Origin of the sequence: Nocardia sp. NPDC058666 (genome assembly GCF_042714895.1) — a bacterium.
Lineage (GTDB): Bacteria > Actinomycetota > Actinomycetes > Mycobacteriales > Mycobacteriaceae > Nocardia.
Window position 1 is genome coordinate 605,646 of sequence record NZ_JBHXRY010000002.1, and the last position, 13,120, is coordinate 618,765.

The window sequence follows — 13,120 nt, forward strand, 5'->3', positions numbered from 1 at the left end:
CGAACGCCCGGACAACGAGCCTTCGGACGAAATCTAGCAAGTAAGCGACTGGTCCCGCTTACTTGCCCGTGAGCATCGCGTACTGCGCGTTCAGCTGTTGATACGCGTCCTGAACCTGGGCGCTTTCGACTTCGACGTAGTACCGATCGTGCTGGAACCCGCAGACGCTGGCGCTGGCGTTGACTTCCTTGCCGTCGATGATGGCGATGAACGTGTAGCAGGCGACGTTCTCGCCGAGGCCGGGTGGCGAACTGAGCGGTCTGAACACGCGATTCGCTGTCGCCAGCGCCTCAGCTCTTTTCGCCCGATCCGCGAACAGTCGCTTCGATGCTTCCGGCGTGCGACTGCGGATGACCACTGCCTCACCGAAGGAGACAAGGTCGATCTCGAACTCGTCCAACCGGGCCAGTGCCTCGGGGCCGGCGTTCACCATCAGGGACATATAGCCACGGCCGGTGAACAGACCGTCAGGTTGAGCCCTCGGAGGGTTCTCCGGGCTGCTGGGCAGCGTGCGGCCGAGCAGCCCGTCGACGTCGAGCGCAATGTTGGGAAGGTCCGCGTTGGGGGTCGGCGTGAACTTGTCCAACAACGGCAACTGGAGCTCGAGCAGGCGCTCTACGTGGCCGGTGAGCGAGGGCAGATCGGCCGGCTGGCTCTCGTCCTCGATCTTGATGAACACGACGTAGCGATCATGGACAGTCCAGGACCCGATGGAGGAAATGCCGGGGCGCCAATGTGCTGTGGTGCCTGGGTATTTGGCGATCTCGACCGGCTGGTTGTCCCTGTTGTAGGTGAAGTCGTCGTGCTCGAGGGTTGGACCTACTACCTTTGCCGTCGCGGCGTCAGGGAACATCAGCACGGCGATATTCGCGCGGCGGCCCTTGTTCAGTGCGTTGTCGACCGTAGACCACGAGTTCACCCACCCTGCGCTGAGATCCTTGGCGACCTCATCGAACGTGTCGTTGATGACCATTCCGCCCAGACCCTTGCGGTTCAGCACGATTGGGGTGGGGAAGAATCCGCTCACGGAGATGTATGCCGGGTCGGCCTCGAAGGGCAGGATCACGTAGTCGCCGAGCCGTTGCGATTCTCGGGCGCGAGCTTGCTTGTCGCTCTTGGCATTACCGACTGTGCGCGGGGCTGACGGATAGTTTCCGACGTCGAGGGTGGTTTTGGGTGGTGTGGCCTGCTGCGCTTCGCCGGACACGGTCGATCCGCACCCGACGGACGCGGTCGCCAGCGCACAAGCCGTGAGCAGTGCCGTCATGATGCGACGTTTCTTGTCGCCGCCGAAGCTGATCATTGGGGTCTCTCGATTCTGCAGGGTGGACGCACGGCAGTCAGCGGTCGACCGCGAGCATCTTGTACTGGGCGGAGATCTGCTGCTTGACCTCCTGGATATTGAATCCGGTTACGCGCGCTAGGTACCGGTCATACGCGACGAAGCACATCGCTTCGACCATGAAGGTGTCCTCCTTCGGCTCGTAGCAGGCGGCGATGGGCAGGTTGCGGGGGCTGTCGACAGGTTTCACATCATCGAGATGTGGCGCTATCAGCGCAGCCTGGAGACGTTCCGCTGCTTTGGCGTTCTCTGCCCGGTAGACGATGAAGTAGTCGGAGTCGCTCGAGACCAGGTCGACACCGGCATCGACCAAAGCGGGTTTGGTGGTGCCAGGCGTGTTGTCGTAGGGCAGCACGGTCTGTGCGGGTCCTACGGCGCCCACGGGCAGCTTGCCGACCCACATGTCTTTATCGCTGGGCAGTGTCCGACTCAGCATTCCGTCGGTGTCGATCGGCAAGGCGGCGATTTTGTCGACCGGGGTGGGGACGTACCCAGGCAGCATCTCGATGATCTTGGTGTAGGCCTTGCTCACGAATTCGATACCGGCAGCGGGATCCGCGGGTTCGGTCATCGGATCGTCCAGTCGCACACCGAAAACCATCGTGTCCTGTGCCATCCACGAGTCGAGCGAAGTTCCGGCCCAGTTGCTGCGAGCGTTCGGAAATCCTGGAATATCTACGCTGCGACCCGCGCCACGTTCCTGTTGCTTCTCCGGGATGCGCTGCACAGCGGTCGCGGCCTCGGCTGCAGTGCCGAATCGATAGACCTTGATCGATGCCTGGCGGCCGAGGATGGATTGGGCGCGACGGTTGCCCTGGGTTTCCCAGCCGACGATGAGCCCCTTGGTGACCTCTGGGAACACGTCCTCGTCGATCCTGCTCATCGATCCGGGGATCTTCGAGGTGACGCGGGGCGTCGGGGAGCTCATGTGCTGGAACCTGTAGCTGCGGTCCACATCGTAGGGAAGCGGAACGGCCGCGCCGAGGCGGACGGCTTCGATCGCCTGGCCGGTGTCGTCCGCTTTGGAGGTATTCGGGTCGCGGGGCGCCGACTGGTAATTTCCGGTATCGAGCTGGTTCAAATCTATTGTGGGCGTGGCAGCTTCACTGTCACCGCCACATCCGGTGGCAACGGTGACAATCGCGAGGAGGGCGGCGCAGAGTCGCAAATCAAGTCTCATGGTTGTTCTCACTCGCTCCTGGCCAGGACGGCGTATTGGGCTGCCGCCCTTTCGTACAGGGCGGGGTTGGTTGTTCCGGTCACCTTGGACTTGGAAACCACGACGCCGACATAGCGGTCGCGGACAACCGCGCACAGCATGTCGTAATGGCGGAGGTTGTCTTTCTCGTACAGCTGGATGCAACGGGCATCCAGCAGACCCGGCGGCGGGTCTATTTCCTCATCGTTCTTGCCCAGTGTCACCAGTGCCGATTGCAGACGAAATGCCCCGGCGAGGTCCTTTGCCCGGTAAACGACCCCGACGCGTCGACCGATCAGGTCGACGCCGCTGTCGGCGTATGCCTGCTTCATCAGCGCCGGATTCCGTTCGAAGTGCAAGTGACCCGATGGCGCGTAGGCATAGAAGTCGAGGTCGTTCGAGAACACGTCGCTGTAATCGGCGGCCTCGGGCATGGCTCGTCGCATGATGCCGTCGGGGTCGAACGGGATGTCGAGGACATCTTCGAACGGTGTCGGTTTCAGGTCGGCCATTTTGGCCAGCTGCAGGTCAAGGGCCTTCTTCAGGTTCGTCTTGACCTTGGTCTCATCGGGTTGGGGCAGCGAGTAGTTGGTGACCAGCAGGTAGCTTCCCCTGGTCACATAGGCAGTTCCCGTCGACCAGTCCTTCGACGATGCTTTGACGTCGGGATGGCCGTCGACAGCGAACACGTGCGACGGCTCGTCCAGCGTGGCCTGGACCATTTGGTCGCCGGCTTTGCTCGCTGCCTGCTCGGTGGGAAACCGAAGCACTGAAATGATCAGCTTCTTGAGACTGCGCATATTGCCGTTGGTCCGCACGACGTACGTGCCCGCGACGAGCTTGTTGTCGAACATCGCAGCTCGGTACTTCTCCGGAAGGACCGGGGCCCGAAACGGATCACCAGGAGCGGTGAAGGCCTCCACACCGATTACCTTGTCGATCTCGGGATCGACATCGGTCGACAAGATGGTGTAGTTCAGCATTCGCTTCGACTCGTGTCTGCGAACGTCGTCGGGTGTCGATGACCGGGGCAGCACATAGGTGGTGGGCTCGGGCGAGAAGCTGCCCAGCCGCAACGTCGAGATATCGACAGGAGACATCCCCGGCACCGCAGCGCCCTGCACCGTCGACGCGCAACCGGCGGTCGCGACGGTACCGACCATGGCCAGCATGAGCAGCCTTGTTCGCAACTTCATCGGATCCCCCCGTGATTACTCGATGCCGTGGCGGTGCCGACTCGGCGCGGCACGGTGGTCGGTGGCCTGGTCGGTCGGCCGCTTCGGGCCTTGTGTTCGGCGAGGATACTACTCGACTCCGACACGGGCGCGCTGTGTGCGGGAGTGCGGTCGTCGAGTAGGAGCGCGGTGCGGTCGTGTCCGTGGGTCATCGGGTATTGGCGAACAGTGCGTACTGTGCGGCCGCACGCTGGTGGACGTCCAAAAGCTGATCGCTGCTGACGATCCCGACGTACTGCTTGTAGGCCACCAGGCAGCTGAAGCGTTCGACGGCTTCCGATCGCCGATTCTCGACGCAGACCGTGTCGGGGACCTTCGGGGCGGGGTCGGTGTCGAGTCTGACCGGCCAGGGGAACAGCTTCTCGGTGAGCGCGCGGTCTGCGATGTCCGCAGAAGGGGTGCGAATGACCATGGCGGCGTTCGTGATTCCGACCTGTTGGGCTTCCATGCGGGTCAGCTGTTTGTCGACGTAGCCCCGGTCGCTGGGGAGGACTCCGCCGGTGCCGAAGTGGACCGCTCCCTGCTTGCCGGTGAGGATGTAGCCGCCGCCGGCGGCGTCGGGGCTGGTTGATTTGTCGGGGTTCAGGGTGCGCATGAGGACGTGATCGGGGTCCCATGGCAGGGCCAGGATCTGCTCTTGGGTGAGTGGGGCGGTGGCGGTCAGCGCTTGGATCTGCTTGGTGAGCGCCGATTCGGTGCGCTCGGTGAGGGCGGCGAGATCGGGGGAGTCCACCGAGAGCAGCACGGCGATCACGTAGCTCCCGTGTGGCATGAACACGCGCAGGAACGGGGAATCCGGGTGCCAGTGGGCGTGGGCGGTGGGATGTACGGACAGCGCCACCTGCTGGCTCTTGCCTTGTTGGATACCGAAATCGACGTCGTAGAACTCCTGCGCCGCCGCGGCAGCGCGTGCCGCGTCCGGGAACTGCAGCACCGTGATGTTGGCGGTGAACTTGTTGTCGGGTTGCTTGGACGGCCAGTCGAAGGCGGAATAGATCGACTTGTCGACTGAGGCGCTGCCGGATTCGAAGCCGAACAGCATCGTGTGCTTCTCCGCGACAGCGTCCATGCCATCGTGCATTCCCATCGAATAGGGAACAACCGTGCTCCACGCGGTACCGGCGTCGGTGCCGTACTTCATCTGGGGGTCGATCGTGCTCGGGTCGATCACGTACTCGGCCAGGCGCAGCGCTGCTACCTCGTAGCGTTCGCTGAACGGCAGCACTGGATCGTCGTCGTGGGCGTTGAGCGGCTCGACGGGGTAGGACCCGGTGTCGAGGGCGCGGATGTCGGTTTCGCCGGGAAGCGCGGTACCGGTCATGGCGGACCCGCAGGCGGTCAGAACCGTTGTCAGGGTGGCGGCCAGCAAGGCGTGGCGGATTCTCATTTCGTGTTCACCAGCAATGCGTATTGGGCGGAGATTCGCTGTTGGGCGTCGAGCAGTTGGTTCGACCAGGTGTAGGCCGCGTAGCGGTCGTAGGACACCGCGCAGTAGAAGCGGATGGTGAGGCGTTTCTGTCTGCCGATGTATTCCTTGCACAGCGCTGTCGGCAGATCCTTCGGTGCGGCTGTTCTGGTGAACTTCCTTGTCAGCCCGCCCATTTCGTCTCGCACGGCTTGCGCACCCGCGACGTCACGGGCTCGATAGACCTCCGCGCCGTCGACGGAATACAGGTCGACGCCGTTCTCGTCGATGAACTGCGCGACCTCCAGTGGGTTGCTCGCGAAATGTCTGGAGGTTCGGGCCGCGTAGGCACCTGGCGGGTTGATCCACCCATCGTCTTTGGGACGCGGCAGGGTGCGGGCTCGGATGTCCTCGCGGTCGCGCGGGAGCTCGAGCATTTTGTCGCTGGGGGTCGGCGTGAACTCCGCGATCGACGGGACGACCGTGTCGAGGCTTTTGCGGGTCAGGTCGAGCAACGCCTGTTTGTCGACCTGCTTCAGAAACATCTTCGGGTAGTCGTAGATCCAGGTGTAGACCACGAGATGGCCGGTCGCGTACCAAGATCCGATCGATTGCTTGTGCGGCTGCCAATGTGCCTTCGCCGCAGGATATCCGGGAATTTCGATCGGTTGATTGGCGGCATAGCCGAAGTCGAGCTGTTCCAGCGCGATCGCCGCGGCGGCGGCCCGCTGTTCGTCGGGAAAGATCATCACGGCATTGACGAGTTCGATGCCGTCGTTGTTGGGTTCGCTCTCACCCGAACTCACGAATCCGCCGATGAAATCCGGTGCGGCTTCAGCGAATCGGTCGATAGCCATGAACCTACCCAGCGACTTGTCGGGCTCGAGAAACACCGACGCCATCCACGGATTGGCGTGGACGAACCGCGGGTCGATGTCGCCCGGTGTCGGGACGTAGTCGCCGAGACGTTCGGCCTCGATCCATCGGGCCTGAGGCATGCTCGTGACCGTGCCGAGCCGGCGCGGCTGCGTGGGATAGTTGCCGACGTCGAGTGCGGCCAGGTCCACCGGCGGGTCGACAGCCTGTGGACTGTCTGCTGACCCGCAGGCGGCGACGGTGGTCAGCAACGCGGCCGTGAGTGCGGCACATGCTGCTCTGACAGGTCTGCTCGAACGCACGGCAATCATCCCTCCCCGAAACGATGGTCGGGCGGAATCCTACGTCACCGGCGTGGGGGAGGGGGTAGGTCGCGAACTCACAAACTGTTCGCCAGCAGTGCGTACTGCGCCGTGATCTTCTGCCGCGCTTCAGGTTCGGTGTCTGCGCTGATCATCGCCAGGTACCGCTTGTACGAGACGTAGCAGCGGTAGGCGAAGTTGTCCTCTTTGCCTCTGTCGTTGAGTTTGTGGCAGGTGGCGGTGGGGACGTCGGTGGGGGCGGTGATGGGGTCGTAGTGGGGGGCGGTGGTGATGAGGCCTTGCATGAGGGATTGGGTGGCGGGGTGGTCGCGGACTCGGGTGACGAAGCCGCCTTCTACGGTGGCGTAGGCCTCGACTTGTGTTGTGTCGACCAGGGTTTGGCGGGTGGACAGGTCGGCGGCTTTGTTGATCAGGTGTTCGGGGGCGTAGGTGGCGAAGGTGTCTTCGTCGGGGTGCATGGTGGCGCGGACGGGGACTACGGCGCGGGCGAGTAGGCCGGTGGGGTCGACGGGGAGGTCGGGGATTTCGGCGGTGGGGGTGGGGGTGAATTTCGCGAGTTGGGTGAGTTCGGCGGCGAGGGTTTTGTCGACCCAGGCGGTGAGGTCGGTGGCGTCGGCGTGGGGGCGTTGCAGGAACAGGGAGATCACGAACTCTTTGTGGGCGTAGAAGGCGCCGACGGTGGCAACGCCGGGTCGCCAATGGATGTAGGCCTCGGGGTATTTGGTGGAGGCGAGTTTGCGGTTGTCGGGCGATACGGCCAGGTCGACGTCTTCGAGTTCGCGGGCGGCCAGGGTGGCGGCCGCGGCGGTGGGGAAGCGCAGCAGGAAGTTGGTGACCGCGGTGATTTCGCGGACGGGGCGGTTGTCGTCGTCGAGGTCGGCTTTGTCGGCGCCCTGCACGGCGTAGCCGGTGATGAATTGTCGGTTCTCCAGAACGGGTTTGGAGACGTTGGCGACGAAATCCAGGGCGCGTTCGACGTCGGGGACCACCGCGTCGCCGCCGCCGTGCCACAGTGACGGGTCGATCCGCACGGTGGGCACCACCGCCGCGGACATGCGCATGCCCTCCACGAGGGGGCCTTTGTCGCCGGCGGTGGCGGTGTAGGCGTGCCGGTCGACGGCGAAAACGCCGGTCTCCAGGCCGCGCACATCGGGTTCGCCGGGTAATGGTGTGCCGGTGACGGCGCAACCGGTGAGTAGGGCGCCGGCCAGGGCGAGTGCGATGCGAAGTGTGGTCGAACGAATCATCACAAGCCCCCGATGTTCTGCCGCGATAGGTACCAAGTTACCGGACCGCGCCCGCCCAGGGGGACCGAAGCGGGGTGCTTGCCATACTCTGGATGTCATGGTCACCTCTGCGCTGCGAGGCCGATACCTGTGAGGGATCGGCAGGTCGAAGTGGTGCTCGGAAGTCATGCGGTCGCGCGGGTCGCGGGGGCGGTGATCGTGGTCGCCCATCGAGCACCGGGCAGGCTCGCGCCCGGCGATGTCGCGGCTATCGCGCTGGAGTCGTTGGCGGAGTTGGTGCGTGACGCGCACGAGCAGTCGCCGTCGGGTCCGGGGTCGGTGGTGGCGCGCGAGGCCACGCGGTGGCTGATGAAGTACGCCGAGCAGATCTCGCCGGGGGTGCCGATCGATTTCGGGGTGCTGTCGGCCGCGGACAACGGTGGGGTGGCGATCTTCCTGCACGGGTCGGTCACCGCTGTGCTCGCCGATGAGCGTGGGCCGCAGTACTACCGCGGCAGCGATGCGGCGTTCACCGTGGATCGGGTGGCTTCGGAGCCCGCGAAGGCGGTGGCGCTGTTCGTCGACGATGCCAAGGGGCGCATCCCGGATATGCCGACCGAACGCGGAATCGGTTGGCTGGTCGAAGGAATCGCGCAGGCCGGGGGCGCGGTGATGTGGTCCAACGATGTGCGCAGTCATGTGCGCACCGCGGAGCCTGCGAGCGGAACACGAAGGCCCCCACCGGCTACCGCGCGCATCGATCGCGAACCGCGTGCGGCGCAAGCGGATTCACGTCCGATCGAGCAGCCCGCGACGGGGATGCAGCCCACCACGTCGATGATGGACGCGGTCACCGGCGCTTCGCATGGCACGGTCGACACGCCACTGGCCCAGCCGCCGCACGCGGGAACCAATCCCGCGCCCGAACCTGATCCCGACCTGCAGCGCAGGCTCGAGGCCACGGCCAAGTCAACGGTGCTGGTGGTGAAGGTGATGGGATTCAAGTGCGCGCGTGCGCATCCCAGCGATCCGCGCTCGGCGTTCTGCACGGTGTGCGGGATGCCGGTGGACCAGACGCAAGCGCTGGCCGAGGTCGTGCGGCCGCCGTTGGGGATGCTGGTGCTCGATGACGGCATGACCTACCTGATGGCCGCCGACGCGGTGATCGGGCGCGATCCGGAGAACTCCGAGGCGGCCCAGCGTGGACTCATCCCGTTGCGCATCGACGACACCTCCGGGGGGATGTCACGCGCGCATGCCGAAGTGCACCTGGTGAATTGGGATGTGCAGCTGTTGGATTGCGGTTCCACCAACGGAACTCGCAGCCGGCATCCCGGGTATCGGGATTGGGTGCGGCTGACTCCCAATCAGCCGGTGGTGCTCATCCCCGGCACCGAGGTGATGATCGGCAACCGGGTGTTGCGCTACGAACCGGCCGCACCCCCGCCTTTCGGCTAGGAATACCTTGACAGGCAAGTGGTTTCGCCGTTGAGCACGCCTGCCCGGAAGGCGTCGACACGGGAAAATCCGCTGGGCACGGTCTTGCCTTCGGCGTCACTGGCGGCGAGGCCGTCGGTGAGCAACCCCGACACCGCCTCGTCGAGATCGCCCGCGGACAGCTGGATATCACCCTCGCTCACCGGGCGGTCGGATCGCGCGAGCTGACCGGTGACCACACCGGATAGACAGGCCGCGCGCAACCCGGTCTTCGCGCCGGTCAACTCCTGCCCCTGACTGCGCTGCACGGCCAGCGTGTAGCGGGAGATGAACACCACGTACCCGTTGTAATCGCCGCCGACCTTCACCGGCAGTGGGCCGTCGTCGTCGGTGTCGGTCTTGCCGCGTTCGGCCAGACCGGGCACGTCGGTGGCGATGGTGTTCTTGGCGGGGCAGTAGGTGACCGGGTCGGTGACCGCGCCGTCCACGCAGTCGATGCCCGAGCCCGCGTAGTCGTAGGTGGGGGCTTGCTTGACCGGCAGAATCGCCTGCAGGGCCTTGCTCAGTTCGACCAAATTCGCTTTGGAGACAGGGTATTCGCCGCGACCGGAATCGCCGGAGAAGCTCTGCGGAAGGCTGCCGCGGCGCGAGTCGATCTCGGCCTCGTCGATGCCCTTGCAGCCGCGCGGTCCGTCGGTGAACCCGATCTGCACGGCGGTGACGCGTTCGAAGGCCGAACCGTGCACGCTCTCCGGGTCGTCGGGATCGGAGTCGCGAATCGAAACCGTCGCGGCCAGAACGGAATTCAGACCGTCGGAGGTGTTGATCGTGAAGTGCTTCGACTTGCCTTCCGCGACATGACGCATGAACGCGCCCGCGAAACAGTCCGCCTGCTGTTCCTTCACCAGGACCTTGGTCTTCTTGGTGACCATCTTGGCCATGGTCTGAATCGCGTGCCCGTACTCGTGCGCGAGCACCATCACCACCGACATCGGGCCGAAGGTCTCACTCATGGTGGGCAACAGCATCTCGCGGTCCCAGCCGATGGAGTTGTCGGTGCGGCAGTAGGCGGCATTGACCAGGTGGTAGGTGGTTTCTGAGCAGAATTCCACCGACTGGCTGCGGGTGGCGCGCGCGTTCCAGGAGATCAACTTCTCGACCGGATCGAAGGTTTCGCCGGGGAATTCCGCGCCGAAACCGGCCTGCCAGTACGACTGGATGTCGTCGATCGCGTTCAGCGCCAGTGTGTCCACGTCACCGCCGTCACCGTTGGACGCGGTCAGCGACGAATCGGGCACGTTCGGACGCGGTCCGTTGGGCCCGCCGGTGGTCGGCAATCCCGCCACTTGGAACGGATCGTCATAGATCGAGACGCCGTGCCCGTCGATCGCCCGCGTGCAACCAACTCCGAGCAGCGCACACAGCGCGACGGAAATGGCAATGAACACTTGAGCTTTCGGCATTGATCCCCCTGGTCGGCCGGTCACGCATGCAGGTCGAGCGCCGGTTCGGGACTGAAGCCAACTCGGGGGCACCGCCGATGTCCGGGCGATGGCATAGTATCCGCTCCATGTCTTCACCGGGGGCGCAGACCATCACAGTGCGCCATGATGGAACCGAACGAGTCTTCGAAGCGAGTCAGCAGATCACCATGGGCCGCGCGCCCGAGGTCAGCCTGTTCGTGGACAGTCCGCTGGTCTCGCGCGTGCACGCCACCCTGCGCTTCGCCAACGGCGCGTGGGTGCTGGCCGACAACGGCAGCACCAACGGGGTCTTCGTCGACGCACGCCGCCTGAACCAGCCTGTCTCGATCGACCGGCCCACGCAGGTGCGCCTGGGCGACGCGATCACGGGGCCGCTGCTGCATCTGGTGCCCGCCGCGCCCGCCGCACGGCACGCGCAGACCATGGTCGCGCCGCCCTCGCAGCAGCGCCCGCAACAGCAGCGTCCCGGCTTCCAGCCGCCCGCGCGTCCGCAGTACCCCGCCACGTCGCAGCTGCCCTCGCAGCCGCAGGACAACATCAACATGACCCGCCGCGCCGACTCGTCGATGCTGCCGCCGGTCCGCAAGGCCGCCTCGACCGAACCGGTCGCGCGCGGTGACAGGATTCCGCCCGGCGGCCTGAGCATCGGCCGCACCTCCGACAACCAGATCGTGGTCAACGACCCCCTGGCTTCGCGGGCGCACGCGAAACTGCTGTCCTCGCCCGAAGGCCTGGTCATCGAGGACCTCGGGTCGGCCAACGGCACGTTCGTCAACGGTCACCGTCAGCAACGCGTGGTGCTGCGCGAGCGCGACATCGTCACCATCGGCAACGTCGACTTCGCGGTCACGCAGGGCGCGCTGGCGTTGCGGCAGAAGCCGGTGGCCGAGCAGGGGCTGTCGGTGCACGGGGTCGGGTTCACCGTCGAGGGCAACAAGCAGTTGCTCGTGGACGTGAACCTGACGGCCGGGCGCGGCACGTTGACCGCGCTGATCGGGCCCTCGGGCGCGGGCAAGTCGACGCTGTCGAAGTTGATCGCGGGCAATACCCAGCCGTCGGGCGGTGTGGTGACCTTCGAAGGTCGCAATCTGCACGCCGAGTACGAGGCGCTGCGTTCGCGCATCGGCATGGTGCCGCAGGACGACGTGCTGCACCGTCAGCTCACCGTGCGCCAGGCTCTGGGCTTCGCCGCGGAGCTGCGGCTGCCGCCCGATACCACCAAGGCCGATCGCCAGCAGGTGATCGACGGTGTGCTGCAAGAACTTTCGCTCACCGCACACGCCGACACCCGAGTCGATCGCCTGTCGGGTGGTCAGCGCAAGCGCGCGTCGGTGGCGATGGAACTGCTCACCGGTCCGTCGCTGCTGATTCTCGACGAGCCCACGTCGGGTCTGGACCCGGCGCTGGACCGGCAGGTCATGCAGATGCTGCGCGAACTGGCCGACGCCGGGCGCGTGGTGATCGTGGTGACGCACTCGGTGGCCTGCCTGGACATGTGTGACCAGGTAGTACTGCTGGCGCCCGGCGGCAAGACCGCGTTCGCCGGGCATCCCGGTGGCGTCGGTGCGGCGATGGGCACCAGCGACTGGGCGGAGATCTTCGCCATGGCCGCGGCCAATCCCGACCAGGTGTTCGCGGCGTATCGGTCCCGGCAGGCGTATGTGCCGCCGCCACCGCCGGTGCAGCCAAACCGCGGCAATGTGGGGGCGCCGCCGCAGTCCAGCGGGATGCGGCAGTTCTCGACGTTGGCGCGCAGGCAGGTGCGGTTGATCTTCGCCGATCGCGGGTATCTGATCTTCCTGCTGGTGTTGCCGTTCATTCTCGGTGCGTTGTCGCTGGTGGTGCCGGGTGAGAACGGTTTCGCGCCGGGTCCGCTCGTGGCGCAACCCGACGGGTCGTTCGCGCGATCCGGTGGCAGTGAGACCCAGCAGTTGCTGGTGGTGCTGATTCTGGGTGCATGCTTCATGGGTGCCACGCTGAGCGTGCGCGATCTGGTGGGTGAACGGTCGATCTTCCAGCGTGAACGCGCGGTGGGTCTGCTGCCCTCGGCGTATCTGCTGGCCAAGATCGCGGTGTTCAGCGTGGTCGCGTTCCTGCAGTCGGCGGTGCTCATCGGGATCACGCTGCTGGGGAAGAAGGCGCCCGGTGCCGGTTCGCTGATCCCCAACGGCAGCATCGAGCTGTACATCGATATCGCGATGACCGCGGTGTGCTGTGTGGTGTTCGGTCTGCTGATGTCGAGCCTGGCCAAGTCCAGCGAGCAGGTCATGCCGATGCTGGTGGTGATGATCATGGTGCAGCTGGTGATGGCGGGCGGCCTGATCCCGGTGACCGATCGACCCGGCCTCGAGCAGGTGTCGTACCTGTTCCCGGCCCGATGGGGGTATGCGTCGGGGGCGTCGACGGTGGATCTGCGCAACCTGTTCTGGGGTGCGCAGCCGGACACGCTGTGGGATCACACCGGGTGGATCTGGACGTTGGACATCGTGATGGTCATCGTGATCACCTCGATTCTGGCTCTGATTACGTGGAGTCGACTACGACTGAAGAAGTCGCAGGCATGATCGCGCAGGTCAGAGTCGTTTCGGCGGGCA

General features: G+C 65.2%; 9 protein-coding genes. 2 read left to right on the forward strand and 7 right to left on the reverse strand.

Annotation, left to right across the window (positions count from 1 at the left end):
• Nucleotides 1-58 precede the first annotated feature (58 nt).
• The 6 genes from ACFWVD_RS09230 to ACFWVD_RS09255 form a co-directional block, all read right to left on the reverse strand.
• Nucleotides 59-1,303, reverse strand: a complete 1,245-nt coding sequence (locus ACFWVD_RS09230; protein WP_379241491.1) for a hypothetical protein — start codon at nt 1,301-1,303, stop codon at nt 59-61.
• Between the two features lie 37 nt (nt 1,304-1,340).
• On the reverse strand, nt 1,341-2,522 hold the full coding sequence (locus ACFWVD_RS09235; RefSeq protein WP_379241492.1) for a hypothetical protein: 1,182 nt from the start codon (nt 2,520-2,522) through the stop codon (nt 1,341-1,343).
• A gap of 8 nt (nt 2,523-2,530) precedes the next feature.
• A complete protein-coding gene (locus ACFWVD_RS09240) occupies nt 2,531-3,736 on the reverse strand; it encodes a hypothetical protein (RefSeq protein ID WP_379241493.1) in 1,206 nt (401 codons plus the stop codon).
• Between the two features lie 187 nt (nt 3,737-3,923).
• Nucleotides 3,924-5,162 carry a hypothetical protein gene (locus ACFWVD_RS09245; RefSeq protein ID WP_379241494.1) on the reverse strand — a complete coding sequence of 413 codons (1,239 nt, stop codon included), beginning with the start codon at nt 5,160-5,162 and terminating at the stop codon, nt 3,924-3,926.
• Nucleotides 5,159-6,358 (reverse strand): hypothetical protein, encoded by a 1,200-nt coding sequence (locus ACFWVD_RS09250; RefSeq protein WP_379241495.1) that lies wholly within the window; start codon nt 6,356-6,358, stop codon nt 5,159-5,161. The genes ACFWVD_RS09245 and ACFWVD_RS09250 overlap by 4 nt, the downstream gene beginning before the upstream one ends.
• Before the next feature lie 77 nt (nt 6,359-6,435).
• Complete coding sequence (locus tag ACFWVD_RS09255) at nt 6,436-7,626, reverse strand: hypothetical protein (protein ID WP_379241496.1); 1,191 nt, start codon at nt 7,624-7,626, stop codon at nt 6,436-6,438.
• 129 nt (nt 7,627-7,755) lie between these two features.
• On the opposite strand from ACFWVD_RS09255, the gene ACFWVD_RS09260 reads away from it, so the two are divergent.
• Nucleotides 7,756-9,063, forward strand: coding sequence for an FHA domain-containing protein (locus ACFWVD_RS09260; RefSeq protein ID WP_379241497.1), 1,308 nt, complete (start codon nt 7,756-7,758; stop codon nt 9,061-9,063).
• Here the strand turns inward: ACFWVD_RS09260 and ACFWVD_RS09265 are convergent.
• Nucleotides 9,060-10,505, reverse strand: a complete 1,446-nt coding sequence (locus tag ACFWVD_RS09265; protein WP_379241498.1) for a metallopeptidase — start codon at nt 10,503-10,505, stop codon at nt 9,060-9,062. The two genes, ACFWVD_RS09260 and ACFWVD_RS09265, sit on opposite strands and share 4 nt — an antisense overlap.
• 107 nt (nt 10,506-10,612) lie before the next feature.
• Between ACFWVD_RS09265 and ACFWVD_RS09270 the strand changes: the two genes are divergently transcribed.
• Nucleotides 10,613-13,090 (forward strand): FHA domain-containing protein, encoded by a 2,478-nt coding sequence (locus tag ACFWVD_RS09270; protein ID WP_379241499.1) that lies wholly within the window; start codon nt 10,613-10,615, stop codon nt 13,088-13,090.
• Nucleotides 13,091-13,120: the final 30 nt, after the last annotated feature.

Bases quoted from the DNA above. Each gene is read 5' to 3' on its own strand.
- ACFWVD_RS09235 (WP_379241492.1), bottom strand. From the start codon at position 2,522: ATGAGACTTGATTTGCGACTCTGCGCCGCCCTCCTCGCGATTGTCACC.
- ACFWVD_RS09265 (WP_379241498.1), bottom strand. From the start codon at position 10,505: ATGCCGAAAGCTCAAGTGTTCATTGCCATTTCCGTCGCGCTGTGTGCG.
- ACFWVD_RS09270 (WP_379241499.1), top strand. From the start codon at position 10,613: ATGTCTTCACCGGGGGCGCAGACCATCACAGTGCGCCATGATGGAACC.
- ACFWVD_RS09240 (WP_379241493.1), bottom strand. From the start codon at position 3,736: ATGAAGTTGCGAACAAGGCTGCTCATGCTGGCCATGGTCGGTACCGTC.
- ACFWVD_RS09255 (WP_379241496.1), bottom strand. From the start codon at position 7,626: ATGATTCGTTCGACCACACTTCGCATCGCACTCGCCCTGGCCGGCGCC.
- ACFWVD_RS09230 (WP_379241491.1), bottom strand. From the start codon at position 1,303: ATGATCAGCTTCGGCGGCGACAAGAAACGTCGCATCATGACGGCACTG.
- ACFWVD_RS09245 (WP_379241494.1), bottom strand. From the start codon at position 5,162: ATGAGAATCCGCCACGCCTTGCTGGCCGCCACCCTGACAACGGTTCTG.